This is a genomic window from Cryobacterium sp. N21 (assembly GCF_002929575.1).
Taxonomy (GTDB): Bacteria; Actinomycetota; Actinomycetes; order Actinomycetales; family Microbacteriaceae; genus Cryobacterium; species Cryobacterium flavum.
Genome location: NZ_PJJQ01000032.1, coordinates 201790 through 220891 on the forward strand (window position 1 = coordinate 201790; position 19102 = coordinate 220891).

At 66.8% G+C, this 19102-nt stretch carries 17 protein-coding genes; 11 read left to right on the forward strand and 6 right to left on the reverse strand.

The features are described from left to right. The first annotated feature begins 12 nt into the window (after positions 1-12). The 4 genes from CXY77_RS09640 to CXY77_RS20640 all read left to right on the forward strand — a co-directional run bounded on the left by CXY77_RS09640 (position 13) and on the right by CXY77_RS20640 (position 3821). Positions 13-1440, forward strand: a complete 1428-nt coding sequence (locus CXY77_RS09640) for an NCS2 family permease (protein ID WP_369827279.1) — start codon at positions 13-15, stop codon at positions 1438-1440. A gap of 53 nt (positions 1441-1493) precedes the next feature. Further along, positions 1494-2351: a LuxR C-terminal-related transcriptional regulator gene (locus CXY77_RS09645; protein WP_104088797.1), complete on the forward strand. Its 858-nt coding sequence runs from the start codon at positions 1494-1496 to the stop codon at positions 2349-2351. Positions 2352-2450: 99 nt separating this feature from the next. Further along, positions 2451-3185, forward strand: a complete 735-nt coding sequence (locus CXY77_RS20635; protein ID WP_233197332.1) for an MFS transporter — start codon at positions 2451-2453, stop codon at positions 3183-3185. Positions 3186-3191: 6 nt separating this feature from the next. Further along, entirely contained in the window at positions 3192-3821 is a 630-nt protein-coding gene (locus tag CXY77_RS20640) for an MFS transporter (protein WP_233197333.1), read from the forward strand. A 216-nt stretch (positions 3822-4037) separates the two neighbouring features. Here CXY77_RS20640 and CXY77_RS09655 read toward each other — a convergent pair whose 3' ends face one another. Both CXY77_RS09655 and CXY77_RS09660 read right to left on the reverse strand, forming a co-directional pair. After that, a complete protein-coding gene (locus CXY77_RS09655; RefSeq protein WP_166789992.1) occupies positions 4038-4913 on the reverse strand; it encodes a fumarylacetoacetate hydrolase family protein in 876 nt (291 codons plus the stop codon). 18 nt (positions 4914-4931) lie between these two features. After that, complete coding sequence (locus tag CXY77_RS09660) at positions 4932-6500, reverse strand: AlkA N-terminal domain-containing protein (RefSeq protein ID WP_104129997.1); 1569 nt, start codon at positions 6498-6500, stop codon at positions 4932-4934. A 75-nt stretch (positions 6501-6575) separates the two neighbouring features. On the opposite strand from CXY77_RS09660, the gene CXY77_RS09665 reads away from it, so the two are divergent. The 3 genes from CXY77_RS09665 to CXY77_RS09675 all read left to right on the forward strand — a co-directional run bounded on the left by CXY77_RS09665 (position 6576) and on the right by CXY77_RS09675 (position 9795). Next, positions 6576-7961 (forward strand): FAD-binding oxidoreductase, encoded by a 1386-nt coding sequence (locus CXY77_RS09665; RefSeq protein WP_104129998.1) that lies wholly within the window; start codon positions 6576-6578, stop codon positions 7959-7961. 31 nt (positions 7962-7992) lie between these two features. After that, the gene (locus CXY77_RS09670) at positions 7993-9240 is read left to right on the forward strand and encodes a PrsW family intramembrane metalloprotease (protein WP_104088800.1); all 1248 of its coding nucleotides are present in this window, start codon (positions 7993-7995) and stop codon (positions 9238-9240) included. 183 nt (positions 9241-9423) lie between these two features. Beyond that, positions 9424-9795: an FKBP-type peptidyl-prolyl cis-trans isomerase gene (locus CXY77_RS09675; protein WP_104088801.1), complete on the forward strand. Its 372-nt coding sequence runs from the start codon at positions 9424-9426 to the stop codon at positions 9793-9795. A 15-nt stretch (positions 9796-9810) separates the two neighbouring features. Here CXY77_RS09675 and CXY77_RS09680 read toward each other — a convergent pair whose 3' ends face one another. After that, positions 9811-10056, reverse strand: a complete 246-nt coding sequence (locus tag CXY77_RS09680; RefSeq protein ID WP_092340973.1) for a DUF167 domain-containing protein — start codon at positions 10054-10056, stop codon at positions 9811-9813. A gap of 69 nt (positions 10057-10125) precedes the next feature. Further along, positions 10126-10569 (reverse strand): pyridoxamine 5'-phosphate oxidase family protein, encoded by a 444-nt coding sequence (locus CXY77_RS09685; protein ID WP_092340974.1) that lies wholly within the window; start codon positions 10567-10569, stop codon positions 10126-10128. A 307-nt stretch (positions 10570-10876) separates the two neighbouring features. Between CXY77_RS09685 and CXY77_RS09690 the strand changes: the two genes are divergently transcribed. After that, positions 10877-12544: a BCCT family transporter gene (locus tag CXY77_RS09690; RefSeq protein ID WP_198412799.1), complete on the forward strand. Its 1668-nt coding sequence runs from the start codon at positions 10877-10879 to the stop codon at positions 12542-12544. A gap of 43 nt (positions 12545-12587) precedes the next feature. On the opposite strand, the gene CXY77_RS09695 is transcribed toward CXY77_RS09690, so the two are convergent. Together CXY77_RS09695 and CXY77_RS09700 are read right to left on the reverse strand one after the other, a co-directional pair. Then, positions 12588-12854 carry a protealysin inhibitor emfourin gene (locus CXY77_RS09695; protein WP_092340977.1) on the reverse strand — a complete coding sequence of 89 codons (267 nt, stop codon included), beginning with the start codon at positions 12852-12854 and terminating at the stop codon, positions 12588-12590. A gap of 9 nt (positions 12855-12863) precedes the next feature. Next, a complete protein-coding gene (locus CXY77_RS09700; protein ID WP_092340979.1) occupies positions 12864-14015 on the reverse strand; it encodes a M4 family metallopeptidase in 1152 nt (383 codons plus the stop codon). A 69-nt stretch (positions 14016-14084) separates the two neighbouring features. Between CXY77_RS09700 and CXY77_RS09705 the strand changes: the two genes are divergently transcribed. The 3 genes from CXY77_RS09705 to CXY77_RS09715 are packed head-to-tail and all read left to right on the forward strand — an operon-like array spanning position 14085 to position 19102. Then, on the forward strand, positions 14085-14975 hold the full coding sequence (locus tag CXY77_RS09705) for an LLM class flavin-dependent oxidoreductase (protein ID WP_104088803.1): 891 nt from the start codon (positions 14085-14087) through the stop codon (positions 14973-14975). 59 nt (positions 14976-15034) lie between these two features. Further along, positions 15035-16144, forward strand: coding sequence for an AI-2E family transporter (locus CXY77_RS09710; protein ID WP_092340981.1), 1110 nt, complete (start codon positions 15035-15037; stop codon positions 16142-16144). Between the two features lie 57 nt (positions 16145-16201). Further along, positions 16202-19102, forward strand: coding sequence for an aminotransferase (locus CXY77_RS09715; protein WP_104129999.1), 2901 nt, complete (start codon positions 16202-16204; stop codon positions 19100-19102).

Genomic DNA, 19102 nt, shown 5'->3' on the forward strand with positions numbered 1-19102 from the left:
GCAGCACGTGGCCTGAGGGCCCGGGTCGACTCCTACTTCGAGATCACCAGCCGCGGCTCCACCTGGTCGCGGGAATTTCGCGGCGGCGTCGTGACCTTCGTCACGATGGCCTACATCGTCATTTTGAACCCGCTGATTCTCGGCGGTTTCAGCGCCGACCAGGCCGCCGTCGACGTGGAAGGCGGATGGTTGCCCAACGAGCAGGTTGCCGCCGTCACCGCCCTGACCGCCGGCGTCATGACCATTCTGTTCGGCCTCATCGCCCGACTGCCCTACGGTTTCGCTGCCGGGCTCGGCATCAACTCGTTCCTCGCTGTGAGCGTCGTTGGCCAGGTCACCTGGGCGGAAGCGATGGGCTTGGTCGTCATCAACGGCCTCATCATCGTGCTGCTGGCCTCGACCGGCCTGCGTGAACTCATCTTCAATGCCATCCCTCGTCCGCTGAAGATCGCCATCACGGTCGGCATCGGCCTGTTCATCGCGTTCATCGGACTGGTCGACTCCGGCTTCGTGCGGGCCAGCGGCGCGAACTCACCGCCCGTTCAGCTCGGCGACGCCGGCTCGATCGCTACCCTGCCGACCACGGTCTTCGTGATTGGGCTCATCATCATCGGCGTGCTCCTGGCCCGCAAGGTCAAGGCAGCGCTGTTGATCGGCATCGTGGCGACTACCGCCATCGCCGTGATCCTCGAGGCCATCTTCAAGGTCGGCCCCTCGCTCGGTACGAACCCGGCCGGCTGGAACCTGAACGCCCCCGTGCTGCCGACGAGCGTCGTGGCGCTGCCCGACCTCGGCCTGATCGGCCAGGTGTCCTTCGGCGCGTTCGAACGCATCGGCATGCTCGCCGCAGTGATGCTCGTCTTCACCCTCGTGTTCACGAACTTCTTCGACGCCATGGGCACGATGACCGGCCTGGCCAGTGAGGCCGGCCTCGCCGACCAGGACGGCAAGTTTCCCCGGCTGAAGTCCGCCCTGATCGTGGAGGGCATCGGCGCCGTCGCCGGCGGCGCCACGAGCGCCTCCTCGAACACCGTCTTCATCGAATCCGGTGCCGGAATCGGCGAGGGTGCTCGCACCGGCGCGGCCAACGTGATCACCGGCATCCTCTTTTTGGCCGCCGTGTTCTTCACGCCGTTGACCCAGATCGTGCCGCTCGAAGTGGCTGCTGCCGCTCTCGTCATCGTCGGGGCGCTCATGGTCTCGCAGATTCGTCACCTGGACTTCACCGAGTTCTCCAGCACGCTGCCGATCTTTCTGACCATCATCGTGATGCCGCTGACCTACTCGATCGCCAACGGCATCGGGGCCGGGTTCATCAGCTGGGTGCTCGTGCGCAGCCTTTCCGGCAAGGGCCGCGAGATCAGCCCGCTGCTCTGGGTCGTCGCGGTCGGTTTCGTGCTGTTCTTCGTGCGCGGCCCGGTGGAAGCGCTGATCGGCTGAACCGAGGCACCTGCTAGCATCCGGTCACCGATCCGATTCGTCAGCCGGGAATCATGCACGCAGCAAACGACGACGTTTACCGCCCGAGCGATCGCGACCTGCTCAAGGGCGCGATCAGGCAGCTTGCTGCCCAAACCGGCATTGCGGTGATCTTCGCCGGGCTGGTCAACCATGGCGAACTCGTCATCACCGAGTTCGTCGGCACCACGACGCAGGGGCTGAAGAATCTCAACGTGCAGCCGGGTGAGGGCGTCGGCGGGCGGGCCCTGCACCAGTCCCGGCCGGTCGGCGTCGCTGACTACTTCGACTCGCACCGCATCACCCACCACCATGACCAGGCCGTGCGTATCGACGGTCTGCGCACCATGGTCGCGCTGCCGGTACTGGTCGACGGGCGGGGGCGCAGCATCCTTTATGCGGCCACCCGCGACCGCACCTCTTTCGGCGAACGCACGGTTGGCGAGCTCAATGCCGGCGGGGAGCGCATCGCCCGTGAACTGCAGATTCGCGACGAGGTCGATCACCGGGTGGCCATTCTCAAGGTGGTCGGCAGTCTCGCCGCCGAACCGCTCGACCGCGACCTGATCGAGGTCGTTCGCCTCGCCCACACCGAACTGCTCTCGGTCGCGAGCATCACGAGCGACCCCGACCTGTCCGCGCGAATCCTCGCCGTCACCGCCCGGCTGGTCGGTTCGGCGAGTGCCCCAGCGGATGTGCCGCACCTCACGCCCCGCGAGACCGACGTGCTCGCGCAGGTAGCCCTGGGCTGCTCCTATGCGGAGGTCGGCGACCGTCTGGCCCTGCAGGCGGTAACCGTGAAGGGGTATATGCAGGCGATCATGGCCAAGCTCAACGCGCACAGCCGAACCGAGGCCGTGCGAATCGCCCGCGCCTTCCGGCTTCTGCCCTGACCGCCTCCCCCGGGAGGTGGTGGCCGCCGGCGCCCGCTGCCACGCTGACATTCGTCACGACAACAGCGTTGTGTCTCACGATGTCAAGGGAGATATCGCATGCTCGAAAGCACCGCAATCCGGCAGGCTCGGCCGACGCCGCGCCGCACCTCGATGGCCAGGGTGGCCGTCGCCAGTTCCATGGGCAGCATCATCGAGTTCTACGACTTTCTCATCTACGGCACGGCCGCCGCACTGGTGTTTCCGCAGGTGTTTTTCCCGGAGCTCGGCACCGGGGCCGGCACGCTCGCCTCGTTCGGAACGTTCGCGGTTGCGTTCGTGTCGCGCCCGCTCGGCGCCATTCTGTTCGGGCATTTCGGAGACCGGCTCGGGCGCAAGAAGACCCTGGTCAGTACCCTTCTCATTATGGGTTTCGCGACCGTCACGATCGGTTTGCTGCCGAGCGCCAGTGTGATCGGGCTCGCCGCCCCGATCATTCTCGTGCTGCTGCGGTTTCTGCAGGGCTTCGCAGTCGGCGGCGAGTGGGCCGGAGCGGCATTATTAGCCGCCGAGTACGCACCGCCGAAGCGTCGCGGGCTGTACGCCGCATTTCCGCAGCTCGGCCCGTCCATCGGGTTCGCCCTGGCCAGCATGACCTTTCTGATCATCAACCTCACCCTCGGTGACGCCTCCGACGCCTTCCTCAGCTACGGCTGGCGTATCCCGTTCATTCTGAGCGCGGTACTCGTGATCGTCGGCCTCTACATCCGGCTCAAGATCGAAGAGACGCCCGTGTTCAAGGCCGCAACGGATGCCAGGCGTGCCGCGCCCGTTGCCCGCAAACTTCCGGTTTGAGAAGTCGTGCGCAAGCAGCCCCGCCAGATTCTGCTCGGGGGAGCGTCGACCATGATGCTGTTCGCCTTCTTCTACACCGGCACCGCATTCCTCTCCAGCTACGGCACCAACCCCGAGGGCCTCGCCCACAGCCGGCCGACCATCCTAACCCTCGGCATCATCGGAGCCCTCGTTTTCGCCGTCGGCACCATCGCGAGCGCTATCCTCTCTGACCGGGTCGGTCGCCGGGCGGTCATCGTCGCGTCCTGCATCGTGGCGGTGCCGTGGTCGCTCGTGCTGTTTCCCATCCTTGATATCGGAACGGCCTGGTCCTTCGGCCTCGGACTCTCCGGCACGCTGCTCATCGTCGCCGGGATCTACGGCCCGGTCGGCGCGTTCCTGCCCGAACTGTTCGCCACCCGTTACCGCTACACCGGCGCCGGGATGGCCTACAACCTCGGTGCCCTGGTCGGCGGAGGCATCACCCCGCTGGTTGCAGCGTCGATCATCGCCACGGCGGGCAGTGCCTCGATCGGCCTGCTCCTGGCTGGAGTGAGCCTGGTGAGCCTGCTCGCGACGTTCGGCCTGCCGGAGACCAAAGGCGTCAACCTGGAAACGGTCGCCGAGGCCGAAGCGCGGGTGCCGGTCAGGAGCTGATACCAGGCCCGCAGCCGGAGGTTGCTCGTCGGTTATCCCGGCGGGCAACCTCCGTTTCGTCGTGAGCGGATGCGATCAGGCCGGCGGTCGAAACTCGCTCACGGTGAACTCGGTGCCCTGAGGGTCGCGGATGCACGCAAACGCGGCCCGGGGGGAGTCGATGGTCTCGAGCACGGTGCCGCCGGAGGCAGCGACGTCGGGTAGATATCGGCGCTGTTAGATTTCGCGGCAGTGCGTCGTGAGCATGCCGATCTTGTCGATCGAGATGGTCACCGTGGACCCGTCGCGCAGAAAGATCGGGGGTTTGCGGCTGTATCCGGCGCCGCCCGGGCTGCCGGTGGAGATCAGGGTTCCCGGCATGAGGGTTGACGTTTTGGACAGGTAGGAGATGATCTCCGCGACGGTGCGCACCATGTCGCCGCTCGAGGCGTCCTGAAGGATGCGGCCGTCGACGTGCGTGGTCAGCCACAGGTTCTGCGGGTCGCCGATCTCATCGGCGGTGACGACGAGCGGTCCGGTCGGGGTGAAGCCGTCGAAGGATTTGCACCGTGACCACTGCGCTTCGGAGAATTGCAGGTCGCGCGCGGTGATGTCGTTGACGACGGTGTAGCCGAAGACGTAGTCGAGGGCGTTGGCGACCGTCACGTTGCGGGCCGGGCGACCGATGATCACACCGAGTTCAGCCTCGTAGTCGACCTGTGTGGTGAGATCGCGCGGCCAGGTGATGGTTGAGCCGTGCCCGGTGAGCGAGTTGGGCCAGAGCGAGAACACGGTAGCGGCGGTTTCGAGGCGCAGGCTCAGCTCGGAGGAGTGTGCGGCGTAGTTGGCGCCGATGGCGATGATCTGCGGTGGGCGCAGCACCGCGGAGGAATGCCGCAGTTCGTCGACCTGCGTCAGCACGGCACCGTTGGAGACTGCGTCGAGGCTGATCGCGCGCACCCGCTCGTAGCCGGCGTCGCCGCGTTCGAGCAGGTCTTGAAGGTCGCGGGGGGCGTCGTCCATGACGTCGTCGAGAAACAGTGCCGCATCGTCGAAGATCACGGCCAATCGGGGAACGGAGGAGCCGTCAACTCTCAAATGCGCAAATTTCACTCTTCTAGGCTAACCGGCTCAGCCTGCGGGTTGCCCTGTGAGGTGCTCCAACCCTCGGTCGGTCTGCTTGGAGGTAACGGCCCCCTGGGGTAAAAGGGGTGCACCGGCAGCGCGCCACAGGTGCATTCCGGCGTAACTCCGCCAGGGCGCCCAGTCAGCCCCGCGCGCGGCCAGAGCCCGGGGCTGAACCGGCAGACCGAGTCGGCCGGCACCCTGCCGCAGTGCCAAGTCGCTGGTCAGCAGGATGTCCGGACTGCCGAGCACGCGCATGGCCACGTACCCGGCCGTCCACGGTCCGATTCCCCGCAGCGCGACCAGACGTGCTTCGAGTTCGGTGCGGGTCTGCCCGGCTGACAGTTGCAATTCTCCCGAAGCCAGCGCCTCCGCGACCCGCAGGATCGTCTCGATGCGAGCGCCCGGCCCGCGCAGCACGCCGCGGCCGCCGGCGGCGATCTGCGCCGCGGTGGGAAAGAGCAGCCGAGACTTGGCCCCGGGCAGGCGTTCGCCAAGCGTGTCAGCCAGCCTGGTCAACGCGGTGCGGGCCGCGGCGACCGAGATCTGCTGCCCGATCAGCGCCCGGAACAGTGTCTCCTCGGCGTCCATACTGCCCGGTACACGGATGCCAGGGGCCCGGGCGACCGACACGGCCAGCGCCGGGTCCGCGGCCAGATGATGATCGATGGCCTGTGCGTCGGCATCGAGGTCGAACAGTCGACGCACCCGGCTCACCAGCGGTGCCAGGTCGGCGAGCTGGGTCAGACGGATGCTGCAGGCCAGCGCGGAGGCGGCATCCGTTCCCGCCAGGGTCACGTCGATGGTGGCCGTGCCGTTCGGTAGCCGCACGGCGCGGGCGTAGCTCGTTGCGGTGGCCGTTTCGACGCCCGGGAGGGCGCGGGTTGCGAGAAAGCGCAGCAGCCCGGGGCCGTCGAACGGCGTTCGGGCCGGCAGCTGCAGGGTGATCCTGGTTTCGGCGGGATCGACGCCGGGGACCGAGTGCGTCAGCAGTGGGCGCCGGGTCGCTCGCACCTCGGTGGGGGTGCGTTCGTAGATGGCCGTGACGGTGTCGTTGAACTGGCGCACACTGCCAAAGCCGGCGGCGAACGCCACATCCGTGATCTTCAGGTCGGTGCCCAGCAACAACAGGCGTGCGGTCTGCGCACGATGCGCGCGGGCGAGGGCGAGCGGACCGGCACCGAGCTCGGCGACCAACACCCGAGTCAGATGCCGGGGAGTGTAGCCGAGGCTGGCGGCGAGCCCCGGCACGCCGTCGCGTTCGAGCACGCCGTCAGAAATCAGTCGCATCGCGCGGGCGGCGAGGTCGTCCCGCAGATTCCAGGCCGGTGAGCCGGGCACGGCGTCGGGCAGGCACCGTTTGCAGGCTCGCAGCCCGGCCTCATGGGCGGCCGCCGCGGTGAGGTAGAAGGACACATTGCCCGGTTTGGGCGTTGCGGCCGGGCAGCTCGGCCGGCAGTAGATGCCGGTCGTGTGCACGCCGGTGATGAACTGGCCGTCGAAACGACTGTCGCGCGAGCACATTATGCGGTACCGCTCGGCGAAGACCTGATCGGCTGAAACGGCGGACGTCATACCTCGAGCCTGTCACGATCGGGCGCGGGGTGGTAGCGGAAATCGGACATGGGTGCTCGTCGATAGGCTGGGGGAATGAACGCACTGCTGCGCCTCCAGTCCGAGCTTGGCGACATCGTCAGCACTGCACCACTCGACCTCGCGGCCAGCCGCACCGACAAATCCGGCTGGATCGCCGACGGTACCCCCCTCGCCCTGGTGCGTGCCACCACGGTCGCCCACGTGCAGGCCGTGCTGCGCATCGCCACCGAATGCCGGGTGCCGGTGGTCACCCGCGGCGCTGGAACGGGACTGTCCGGCGGAGCCTGCGGCACCGACGGTGCCATCGTGCTGAGCGTGGCCGGGCTCACCCGCATCCTCGAAATCAACGCCGACGACGAACTCGCCGTCGTGGAGGCCGGAGTGATCAACCAGCACCTCAACGACGAGCTCGCGAAGCAGGACCTGTGGTTTGCCCCCGATCCGGCCAGCAAAGCCATCTCCACCGTCGGCGGCAACATCGCCACGAACGCCGGCGGCTTGCTCTGCGCCAAGTACGGCGTCACGCGGGAGGCGGTGCTCGGTCTGACCGTCGTACTCGCCGACGGCAGCCTGCTGCACACCGGGCACCGCACGGTCAAGGGCGTCACCGGTTACGATCTCACGGCGCTGCTCACCGGCTCCGAGGGCACCCTCGGCGTCATCGTTGAGGCGACCGTGCGGGTGCGCGCGCTCACGGCGGGCGCCGTTGCCACGATCGGTGCGGTTTTCGACACGGTCACGGCGGCGGCCGCAGCCAGCGCGGCGATCACGGCCGCACGAATCCGCCCCGCCGTGATGGAACTGATCGACCCGGTCGCGCTCGGTCTAGTCGCCGCCTACCTGGGGCCTGAGGGCTCGGCCGGTCTGCCGCTCGGTCGCGGCGCATTCCTGCTGGTGCAGACCGATGGTCCGGCGGCGCTCGCCGAAGCCGAACAGGCCGTTGCCGTGCTGCGGGCGGCAGGAGGCGAAGCCAGCCTGTCAACGGATGCTGCCTCCGGCGACCGCCTGCTGGCCATCCGCCGCGCCATGCACCCAGCCCTGGAGCAGTTCGGCCGGGTGCTGATCGAGGACGTGTCCGTACCGCGCTCGCGCATGGCCGAGATGTTCGCCGCGATCGCCGAGATCAGCGCCCGCACCGGCATCCCCATCCCCACCGTCGCCCACGCCGGTGACGGCAACCTGCACCCGAACTTCGTCATTCCCCGTGGCGGGGAAGCGGATGCGGCGGTGCCCGACGAGATCTGGGCCGCCGCCGACGAGATGTTCCAGGCCGCACTGGCCCTCGGCGGCACGCTCACCGGCGAACATGGCGTCGGCGTGCTGAAACGTCGCTGGCTGCGCGATGAGATCGGCGACACGAGCCTCGAGCTGCAACGCCAGCTCAAAGCGGTCTTTGACCCGCTCGGTCTTCTGAACCCCGGCACCATGTTTGCCGCCTGAGCTGGGCCGCCCGGGCCGGTATTCTCGAACAATGAGCCTCGACCAGCCACCGGGCCAGCAGCCAGCCCCGCAGCAGCCATCCCAGCAGCAGCCCGTGCAGGAGAGTCCGGCCCCGGTGCAGCCGGTTTGGAGCCAGCCGGTACGCCCGTCTCGCGCCGGCCCGATCGTACTGGCCGTGATCGGCATCGTGCTCGCCGGGCTGGCCCTGCTCGCCGTGTTCTTGTACCTCACCACGTTCCTCGGCGCCGGCGCCCTGCTGGTCGGGCTGATCCTGGCGCTTCTGCCGCTCGCTGTCGTGCTGCTCGCGGTGCGCTGGATCGACCGCTGGGATCCGGAGCCGCGGCCGGCCCTCATCTTCGCCCTGCTGTGGGGTGCCGGCATCTCCATCGTCACCGCACTGCTCTTCGACCTTGGCGTTCAGATCACGATCGCGGCCAGCGCGGGGGCACTGACCGGGAGTGATTTCGCATCCGCTGTCATTCAGGCCCCGATCGTGGAGGAAGTCGCCAAGGGATTCGGCATTCTCGTGCTGTTCTGGGCGGTTCGGAGGCACTTCGACGGCCCGGTCGACGGCGTCGTCTACGCCGCGACGATTGCGGCCGGCTTTGCGTTCTCCGAGAACATTCAATACTTCGGCCTGGCCATGACCGAGGGCAACGCGCAGGGCCTCGGCATCACGTTCTTGCTGCGCGGGGTCTTCTCGCCGTTCGCGCACGTCACGTTCACGATCTGTACCGGGCTCGCCCTCGGGCTGGCCGCACGGCGCAGCGCGAGCAAGGGCGGCGCGGTCGGCTATTTTCTGCTCGGCCTCATCCCCGCGATCCTGCTGCACGCACTGTGGAACGGTTCCACTTTTGTGCTGAGCGGTGATGCCTCCGTGCTCATCTACTACGCGGTCGTGCAGGTGCCGCTGTTCATCGTCGCCATTCTCGTCGTGGTGTTTCTCCGCCGGCAGGAAGCCCGCATCACCCTGCGGCGGCTGCACGAATATTCGCAGGCCGGCTGGTTCACCGCCGCGGAGGTTTCGATGCTCGGCACGGGCGCCGGCCGACGTCAGGCGCTCGCCTGGGGCCGACGGCAGCAACGACCCAAGAAGCTTGCCATGCGCCTGTTCATAGCGGACGCGACCCGCCTCGCCTTCGTGCGTGACCGCCTGGTGCGTGGCCAGAGCACACCGGCGCTGCACGCCCACGAGGCTCGCCTGCTCGGACGGTTGATGAATCATCGGGCCGATGTGCTGGGGCAGGTGCGGCCGGGTACGGCACCAGCGGTACCGTAGGCGCGGAACCAACAGAAACTCGCCGCTTCGGTGGTGTGGCGGTGCCGACGACTCTCCCGATGCGACGAGTTGGTGTACACCAAGAGTGCACCCGCGAGCGGTCCGGCGCAAGCATTATTTTTTTCGACCTGCCAGGTGGGTCGCCGGTGTGCATTTCTGCGCGCGATCCGGTTGGATGGGGGTATGACTGATTTGAATTCCAAGCCCGAAATTGACTTCCCGGAGGGCGCTGCGCCCGAACAACTCAAGATCACCGATGTCGTCGTCGGTGACGGTGCCGAGGCTACCGCCGGCGCTACCGTCGATGTGCACTACCTCGGCGTCGAGTTTGCGTCCGGCGACGAGTTCGACTCGTCCTGGAACCGCGGCCAGTCGATCAACTTTCCGCTGCGCTCACTCATCGCCGGCTGGCAGGAAGGTATTCCCGGCATGAAGGTCGGCGGCCGTCGCAAGCTCGTTGTACCCCCGCACCTCGCCTACGGACCGGCCGGTTCCGGACACCGACTGTCCGGCCAGACCCTGATCTTCGTGATCGACCTGCTCGGCGTGAGCTGAGTCGTTCGACCCTGATTACGAGCGGTTGATGCGCAGGTGTTTGATCTTCGAGGTGTGACCGCGGATGATGCTCACGTCGCGTTTAGCCACCTTGAAGTGCTTGGCCAGCAGAGCCACGAGGGCGTCGTTCGCGGCGCCCTCCACGGCTCGCTGCTGCAGAAAGACCGTAACGGATGCGTGTTCCGGCGTACTCTCCGGGTCGTCCACCACGAGCGGGCCTTTGCGGCTTCCAGGCTTCACGTGCACCGTGAGATTGAGCATGGCGGGCACGGCACTCCTGTTTGCCCCGGTTCGTGGTGAGGGGCGCTCGTTAACGCTAACGTGCTAAGGCTAGAGCAAAGCCGCCGTTGGTTCCGGGCCGAGTAGAAAGCGCCGTCCGGTGATCGACTCCGGCACGATCTCGACGAACACCGGCTTGACCGTGGGGATCAGCGGCCGTAACGGCAGGGCGGCGGCGTCGTCGATCTCCCGCTGGGTGTTGAGCGCTCTGGCTGTTCCGTGCACGACGACGCTCCACGCGTCGTCGCGACCCACGCCGTCCGTTTCGAACGCGACTCGGTTGTTGACCGTGAGCTCGATCAGTTTGGTGCCGGACGCGGTGCGAAACAGCAGGTGCCGGTCGGCGGCCACAAAATTGACCGGAAAAATATCCGGGATGCCACCGACGGCCACGGCGAGGCGGCCCAGACTGGCCGACAGTAAGGCATTCCAGCATTCCTCTTCGCTGAGATTCTGCACGGCCGATGCAGCCGCGTTCACGTCGTTGAAAGTCATGGTCCATCGTCACACGCCCCGAGCCTCAGGGCGAGCCGGAGAAGCGCGTTTTGCACGCTGGCAGGCAGACCTGGCACCGAAAACATATTGCCCCCAATGCAGGGTGGTTTACCTGTAAGCTGGAAATTTGCCCAGCGGGGCAGGTACCTGGCGGTGCCAGAGCGGCTTAGTCCACAGTTAAATTGCCGTGTGCCGCAAACTATTTCTTTGAGAAAGTTCCACCGTGAGTGCACTACCCGAAGTACCGGCGAAAACGCCGAACAGCAGTCCACCCAAATCCCGTCGATTCGTCGTTCCGGCACCTCGAGTGTTTTATCCCGCACTCGGCATCATTCTGGCCGTCGTCATCGTGGCCATCGCTTTTCCGGTGCGCACGGGCAGCGTTCTTGCCCTGCTGCAGGGTTGGGTGGTGGCCGGCCTCGGCCCGTACTATGTCGTCATCGTGGCGGCGTTTGTGGTCTTCGCCATCTGGATGGGCCTCAGCCGCTTCGGCGACATCAAGCTCGGCAAAGACGATGACGAACCCGAATTCGGTCTGACGAGCTGGTTCTCGATGCTCTTCGCTGCCGGGATGGGTATCGGCCTGGTCTTCTGGGGCGCCTCAGAACCGCTCACCTTCTTCACGACACCCAAGCCCGGGGTGACCGGCGATTCCGCAGATCTCGCCTCCGCCGCGATGTCGCAGACCTTCCTGCACTGGGGATTCCACGCCTGGGCCATCTACGCCGTTGTCGGCCTGGCCCTGGCCTATTCGATCCACCGCAAGGGGCGTCCGGTTTCGATCCGCTGGGCACTGGAGCCGCTTCTCGGTACCAAACGGGTCAAGGGTCGTCTCGGTGACGTAATCGACGTGATCGCCATCGTGGGTACCCTGTTCGGTGTCGCGACCTCCCTCGGCCTCGGGGTCAAGCAGATCGCCGCAGGCCTCAGCTACCTCGGTGTCGTCGGCGACGTCACCAATACCCTGCTCGTGGTTTTGATCGTCGTGATTACCATCATCGCAACGGCCTCTGTGGTCAGCGGCGTCGGCAAGGGCATCAAGTGGCTCTCCAACATCAACCTCGGCATGGCCGGCCTGCTGCTCGTGGCCGTGCTGCTGCTCGGCCCCACAATGTACCTGCTGCGTCTGCTGGTGCAATCGGTCGGCGGCTACTTTCAGAACGTGGTCGGACTCACCTTCGACACCGGAGCATTCACCGGCCAGGCCGGCCTCGACTTCCAGGGCGCCTGGACCGTCTTCTACTGGGGCTGGTGGATCTCCTGGGCACCGTTCGTGGGCGTGTTCATCGCGCGCATCTCCCGTGGACGCACGGTTCGCCAGTTCATCGCCGGCGTGCTGCTCGTTCCGACCTTGGTCACATTCGTCTGGTTCGCGGTCATGGGCGGCAGCGCCATCCGTCAGGCCTGGGAGGGCGACGGCGGTGGTCTGTTCGACCCCAAGGTCGGCATCATCCCCGAGAACGTACTGTTCAACTTTCTGGGCACCCTGCCGTTTGGCGTGATCCTCTCGGTGATCGCGGTCATCGTCATCGCGATCTTCTTCATCACCTCGGCCGACTCGGGTTCACTCGTCATCGACATGCTGGCCTCTGGCGGAGACACCAATCCGCCCAAGTGGAGCCGCATCATGTGGGCCAGCCTCGGCGGGCTCGTGGCTATCGCCCTGCTGTTGGCTGGCGGACTGGCCGCCCTGCAGACCGGCGCGATTCTGACCGCTATTCCGGTGAGCATCGTCATGATCGGTATGTGTATTGCCATTTACAAGGCGTTCCGCATCGAGCACGAGGTTCTGGTGGCTGCCGAACGCCGTCAACGCCGGGAGGAAATGGCCCGCCGCATCGGCAAGACCGTCACCGCGCACCTCGAGGAGAACTTCGACGACCACTTCGGTGAGCAGGTCGACGGCCACATCGAGGCAGCGCTGACCGACGATCCGGCCCGCCGACCGCGGTGGGGTCGTCGCCCGAAGGCCTGAGGCCAGAGGCCTGAACCGGGACAGGGTGTGGGACGGGCAGCCGCTACATGCCGTTGGCTGCCCTGACCCGGTTGACCAGATCACGCCACGGCCCGTTCACCTGGGGTTCGGCGAGCACCACCTCGTGCGGGGCGCACCGAATGCGGTAAGCGAACCGGTCGGGGGTGGCCTCGCTGTCGGTGACGTCGTCCCAGGGCAGGGAGTTCAGGAACTCAGCCCAGGTATTCGGGTCGGGCTGTTCTTCAACTCGCACTTCCCAGGTCAGGCGGATACCCGCCGTCCCGCCGCTGCGGGAGACGATGACTTTCATACCGCGATGCTACTCCGGTGGCCGGGGTACGCCTGGCCGGCTCGGGGGTGGTGGCGGGGCTGGTTGCTGGGGAAGCGGCGACGGAATCGCCGCCACCACGCCCACCGTCGCCCACGCGCGCATTACCGCGTCGTGGGCGGCACCGCCATTGCCGTAGAGACGCGCCGCGGTATCGGCCGTGGCCGCGGCAAACGCCACGAAATCGCTCGTGCTGGCCAGCGCACCGCCGGTGAGAGTCTCGTACCAAATGTGGCCCGGCGTCTCCCAGGCGTTGCCGCCGAGGGCATCGGCGACCAGATAGAACGCCCGGTTGGGAATGCCTGAATTGAGGTGCACTCCACCGTTGTCGTCCTCGGTTTCGACGTACCCGGCCATGGTGTCTGGCTGCGGATCTTTGCCGAGCACATCGTCGTTGTATGCGGTACCTGGCGCTTTCATTGAACGCAGGGCGACGCCCTCCACCTGGTCGGTGAACAGCCCTTCCCCGATCAACCAGCTGGCATCGGCCGTCGATTGGTTCTTGACGTGCTGCTCGACCAGGGCACCGAACACGTCGGAGATGGATTCGTTGAGCGCCCCCGACTGGCCCTGGTAGGTGAGATTGGCGGTGAACTGGGTGACTCCGTGGGTGAGTTCGTGCCCGATCACGCTGGGCGAAATCGTGAAGCGAGTGAAGACCTGCCCATCACCATCGCCGAACACCATACGTTCGCCATCCCAAAAGGCGTTGTCGTACTGCTTGCCGTAGTGCACGGTCGCATCCATGGGCAGTCCGTTGCCGTCGATGCTGTCGCGCCCGAACTGCGTCCAGAACAGGTTCTGGGTGGCACCGAGCCCGTCGTACGCCTCGTTCGTGGCCGGGTCGGTGCCGGCAGGCTGGCCCTCGGCGCGCACCCGGCGACCCGGCAGGCGTTCCTGGCCACCGGCATCCGAAATGGTGCGGTCAGACTCACCGGGGGTTCGAGCCGGCAGCGTGCGCGCCCCCGAGTAGGGAAACGGATGCGCCCCGCCCCGCAACTGGCGAATCTGCGAGTCCCGCAGCAGCGAGGCCCGGGCGGCCGCCGCGGCCTGCGCAAATCGGGGATCATCAAGTTTCGCCAGCCGCACCAGCAGGTAGGGCGGAACGATCGTGCACGTGGTGTGGAGCTCGCGAGTGTCCATGTGCAGAGTCTGGCACCGGCCGCCGACATTGCAACCGCGCGTTTTGGTCACGCTGAATAGACTCGCCTCATGCGCTTTGGAATCGTCATTCTTCCCCAGGACCCGTGGCCGGTCGCCCGCAGAAAATGGCTCGGCGCCGAGCAGTACGGCTTCGACCACGCCTTCACCTACGACCATCTGTCCTGGCGCTCGCTCGCTGACGAGCCGTGGAACGCGACCATCCCCACCCTCACCGCCGCTGCGGCCGTGACCGAACGGATAGCACTGGGCACCTTTGTCTCGTCGCCGAACTTTCGGCATCCGGTGCCATTCGCTAAAGATGTCGCAACGGTCGACGACGTCTCGGGCGGGCGGTTTCTGCTCGGCATCGGGTCGGGCGGCACCGGTTTTGACGCGAGCGTGCTCGGCCAGCCGGAGTACACCCCCCGTGAACGTCACGCACGGTTCGCCGAATTCATCACGGACCTCGACCTGCTGTTACGCGGCGAAGAACCGGGCTCCACTGACGGAATCAGTTTCACCGGCGAGTGGTATACCGCCCACAACGCCCGTATGGTGCACTCCGCTGCCAGCGCCCCGGCACGCTCCCGCGTACCGTTCCTGATCGCGGCCAACGGGCCGAGGGGTCTCGGGCTGGTCAGCCGTTTCGGGCAGGGCTGGGTGACCACCGGACAGGACGGTGTCGAGGGAGAAGAATGGTGGACCAGTGTGCGCGGCCTGACCATGCGCCTCGACGACGTCGTCAGCGGAGCCGGCCGCGACCCCGCCACGATTGACCGTTACCTCTCACTCGACAGCGGCGGAACATACTCCCTGCAGAGCATGAACGCGTTTGAGGATGCCGTCGGCCGGGCCGCCGAGCTCGGTTTCACCGACGTGATCAGCCATTGGCCACGCGAGCACGGCATCTACGCCGGCGACGAATCCATCCTCGATACGGTCGCGGCAACCCTGAACTGAATCGGCCAAAGAGGGCGGTCGATCGGGGTTTCCGGCCAGCGGATGTCTAGGCTGGTTTCATGCGCGCACACGACGACCCCAGGCCCATCGTTCCCCGCACCCCGCTGACTGATCGGCTCGGGTGGCTCGGCCTGCGCAGCGGCCAGATTCTGCTCGTCATCCTGCTGGCCTCCGTGGTCGTCTTCGGCCTGGTGCAGCTGAAGCTCGTCGTCATCCCGGTTTTGATCGCGATCATCCTCGCCTCAGCGCTCAGCCCGGTGATCAACGGGCTACGCAAGCGCGGAGTCGCCGCCATCCTCGCCACCTGGATCACCCTGCTCGGCGGCATCGTCGTCTTCGGCGGAATCATCACCCTCATCGTTTTGGCGGTGCGTGACCAGTGGAACGAGCTGTTCTCCTCGGCCTCGGAGGGCATCGACCATCTTCAGCAGTTCCTGATCGACGGACCGATCCAGGTCGATGAGAAGCAGATCGACACGGCGCGCACCGCCGTCGTGGACTTTCTCACCAGCAGCCAGTTCGGTACCGGGGCGCTCGCCGGGGCATCCGCTGTGTTCGAACTGATCACCGGGGCGGTGCTGCTCGTGGTCATTCTGTTCTTCTTCCTCAAGGATGGCGGCCAGATCTGGAACTTCTTCCTCACGCCGTTCAAGGGCGAGCGGCTCGCCCGCGGACGCCGCATTGGCCACACCTCGCTGCGCGTGCTCGGCGGTTACGTGCGCGGCACCGCCATCGTCGCCGCTGTCGATGCCACGGCGATCGGTATCGGCCTGGCCATTTTGCAGGTTCCGCTGGCTCTGCCACTGGCGGTCATCGTGTTCCTCGGCGCGTTCATTCCGCTGATCGGCGCGACCGCGGCCGGCGTGCTCGCCGCCCTGGTGGCCCTCGTCGCGAGCGGTCCAGGCGTCGCGCTCATCGTCATCATCATCGTGATCGCGGTCAACCAGCTCGAGGGAAACTTTCTGCAGCCGGTCGTCATGGCGCAGTCCCTCAAGCTGCATCCGCTGGTGATTTTGGTCGGGTTGACCGCCGGAACCATTCTCGGCGGCATCGTCGGCGCCGTGCTCTCGGTGCCGATCGCGGCCGTCACCTGGGCCATCGCCAAGGCCTGGAACACCCCGGATGCCCCGCGCGCCATGCCGCCGAAGCGTCGCGTGCTAAAGCGCTGACCGGCATCCGTTCAACCCTGCTCGTGCCACCGCTGCCCCCTGCATGACTGGAGAACCATGACCGAGCAGAGCCCCTATCACCTGCCGCGCCCGCGCCTGACGCCCGAGCAGGCGACCGAGCTGGCCCGGGACCGGTTCGGAGTGGCGGGCGTTGTCACCGAGCTCGGCAGTAATCAGGACCGCAATTTTCGGATCGAAACGGATGCCGGTTCCCTCGTTCTCAAAGTCGCCAACCCGGCCATCTTGACGGTGGAGCTCGAGGCCCAGAACGCTGCCCTGGGGCACCTCGCCAACCTGGGGCACCTCGGCAACCTGGGTCTCGACCTGCCAGCCGTGATAGCCGGGATCGATGGAGGCGAGGTTCAGCGTGTCACGATCGACGGGCAGAACCTTAACCTGCGCCTGTTGACCTACGTCGACGGGCATCCGCTGACCGATGCCGTGCGTCTGTCGGTCGGGCAGATTCGCGCGCTCGGTGACGTGGCCGGGCGCCTGGTTCAGGGCCTCGCCGACTTCGAACACCCGGGAACGGACCGCTTGTCACAGTGGGATCTGCGGCGCGGCGGGGAGGTCATCGATGCCCTCCTCGGCTACGTTGACGACGACGTGCGCCGCGAACGGCTCCGCACCGTAACCGAGGTCGCACGGCAGCAGGTCGACCGCGTCGCGACCGACCTGCGCGTTCAGACCATCCACGGTGACCTGACCGACGACAACGTGGTCAGCCGCACCGACGCCGAGACGATCACCGGAGTGATCGACTTCGGGGACGTGGCCCAGGGCTGGCTCGTCGCCGAACTCGCCGCGACCTGCGCCTGCGTGCTGTATCGCAGTCCGCGGCATCCGCTCGCCGTCCTCGACGCAATCGAGGCGTTCACCCAGAGGGTGCCGCTCACCGACACCGAACTCGCCGCCCTCTGGCCGCTGATCGTGCTGCGCACCGCGGTGCTCGTGGTGAGCGGCGAGCAGCAGGTGCACCTCGATCACGATAACGACTACGCCGACGCCAACCGCTCTCGCGAGTGGCTCGCGTTCGCCACCGCGGCGGAGCAAGGCGGCGCAGTGCTCGAGGCCCTCATCCGTTTCGTGGTGACCGGCGAGCCGGCGCCGATCGTGGCCACTGATCACCCCCTGGCGGGCACCGTCGACCCCGGTGCGATCATCGATCTGTCGGTCACCAGCGCAGCGTTCGACGCTGGAATCTGGCTCGAACCCGGCATTGACGGGCGCGTGGCAGCGGATGCCGCCGCCCGCTCAGGGCACGCAGTCACCCGCTACGGCGAGTATCGCCTGTCGCAGACCCGCATCGACACGGCCGAGGAGTCGGTCACCCTGGCCCTCGGGGTCGAGATGTATCTACCGGCCGGCAGCCCGGTGACAGCGCCGATCGACGGGACCATCGTGGTGGTGGATGCCGACACCGTGCGGCTCGAGGGCGCAGATTACGACCTGTGGCTGACCGGGGTTCACGGGGGAGGGCTCGACGGCCAGCGGATTCAGGCCGGATCCGGCCTCGGAACGACCGGCGCCCGGGTGACCGTGCAGGCCAGCCGGCTGCGCGGCATCCGCCCGCCATTTTTCGTCGCACCCTCGGGTGCCGCGCAATGGCAGCGGGTCTGCCCCGACCCCTCAGCCCTGATCGGGCTGGAGACGGCCCGACCACTCGCCGACCCGGCCGCGCTGCTTGAGCGCCGTGATGCGTCGTTCGCGCGCGTGCAGGAGCACTACTACGCGGCCCCGCCGCAGATCGAGCGCGGCTGGAAGCACCACCTGATCGACATGCACGGGCAGAGCTACGTCGACATGGTCAACAATGTCACGACCGTCGGCCACGGACACCCACGCATTGCCGAAGCAGCCCGAAGCCAGTGGTCGCTGCTGAACACCAACTCGCGTTTTCACTACGACGAGCTCGTGCGCTTCACCGAACGACTTGCCGAGCTCGCGCCGGACCCGCTCGACACCGTCTTTCTGGTCAACAGCGGCACCGAGGCCGTGGACCTCGCGCTGCGCCTGGCGCTCACGTACACCGGCCATGACACCGTACTCTCGGTGCGGGAGGCGTACCACGGCTGGTCGATGGCAGCGGATGCCGTCTCCTCCTCGGTCGCCGACAACCCCAAGGCCCTTCAGACCCGGCCAAACTGGGTGCATCTGGTCGAGGCGCCGAACGCCGTGCGCGGCAAGTATCGGGGCATGCAATCGGCGCCGCAGTACCTGAATGACCTCGATGGCGACCTCGCCGCCCTCGACGACGAGGGCCACAGCGTCGCCGCATTCATTGCCGAACCGGTGTTCGGCAACGCCGGCGGAGTGCTGCTGCCCGACGGCTACCTGACCGGCGTCTACGAGAAGGTTCGCGCCCGCGGCGGGCTCTGCATCGCCGACGAGGTGCAGGTGAGCTACGCGCGCCTCGGTCACCACTTCTGGGGTACTGAACAGCAGAACGTGGTTCCCGACATCATCACCATCGCGAAGGCGATGGGCAACGGGCATCCGCTCGGCGCGGTCATCACCCGCCGCGACATAGCCGATCGCTTCGCCCTGGAGGGACCGTTCTTCTCTTCGGCCGGCGGCAGCCCGCTCAGTTGCCGCATCGGCCTGACCGTGCTCGACATCATGCGCGATGAGGGCCTGCAAGGCAATGCCGAGGTCGTCGGCGGGCACCTCAAGCGGGGGCTGGAACAGCTCGGCGAACGGTTCGACCTGGTCGGCGCGGTCTACGGCATGGGGCTCTACCTCGGCGTCGAACTGGTGCTCGACCGGGTCGATTTCACGCCAGCCACCGCCGTGGCCGCCCGGCTCTGTGACGAATTGCTGTTGCGGGGCGTCATCGTGCAGCCCACCGGCGACTTCAAGAACGTGCTTAAGATCAAGCCGCCGCTCTGCCTCACCGTCGCCAGCGCCGACCATTTTCTGCACGCCCTCGAAGACGTGCTCGGCGAGCTCGCGGGCTGA

What these genes read in the sequence shown, in the direction of transcription:
- CXY77_RS09665 (WP_104129998.1), top strand. Translation starts at nt 6,576, where the DNA reads ATGAACGCACTGCTGCGCCTCCAGTCCGAGCTTGGCGACATCGTCAGC.
- CXY77_RS09685 (WP_092340974.1), bottom strand. Translation starts at nt 10,569, where the DNA reads ATGACTTTCAACGACGTGAACGCGGCTGCATCGGCCGTGCAGAATCTC.
- CXY77_RS09660 (WP_104129997.1), bottom strand. Translation starts at nt 6,500, where the DNA reads ATGACGTCCGCCGTTTCAGCCGATCAGGTCTTCGCCGAGCGGTACCGC.
- CXY77_RS20635 (WP_233197332.1), top strand. Translation starts at nt 2,451, where the DNA reads ATGCTCGAAAGCACCGCAATCCGGCAGGCTCGGCCGACGCCGCGCCGC.
- CXY77_RS09700 (WP_092340979.1), bottom strand. Translation starts at nt 14,015, where the DNA reads ATGGACACTCGCGAGCTCCACACCACGTGCACGATCGTTCCGCCCTAC.
- CXY77_RS09670 (WP_104088800.1), top strand. Translation starts at nt 7,993, where the DNA reads ATGAGCCTCGACCAGCCACCGGGCCAGCAGCCAGCCCCGCAGCAGCCA.
- CXY77_RS09675 (WP_104088801.1), top strand. Translation starts at nt 9,424, where the DNA reads ATGACTGATTTGAATTCCAAGCCCGAAATTGACTTCCCGGAGGGCGCT.
- CXY77_RS09645 (WP_104088797.1), top strand. Translation starts at nt 1,494, where the DNA reads ATGCACGCAGCAAACGACGACGTTTACCGCCCGAGCGATCGCGACCTG.
- CXY77_RS09695 (WP_092340977.1), bottom strand. Translation starts at nt 12,854, where the DNA reads ATGAAAGTCATCGTCTCCCGCAGCGGCGGGACGGCGGGTATCCGCCTG.
- CXY77_RS09680 (WP_092340973.1), bottom strand. Translation starts at nt 10,056, where the DNA reads ATGCTCAATCTCACGGTGCACGTGAAGCCTGGAAGCCGCAAAGGCCCG.
- CXY77_RS09710 (WP_092340981.1), top strand. Translation starts at nt 15,035, where the DNA reads ATGCGCGCACACGACGACCCCAGGCCCATCGTTCCCCGCACCCCGCTG.
- CXY77_RS09715 (WP_104129999.1), top strand. Translation starts at nt 16,202, where the DNA reads ATGACCGAGCAGAGCCCCTATCACCTGCCGCGCCCGCGCCTGACGCCC.
- CXY77_RS09705 (WP_104088803.1), top strand. Translation starts at nt 14,085, where the DNA reads ATGCGCTTTGGAATCGTCATTCTTCCCCAGGACCCGTGGCCGGTCGCC.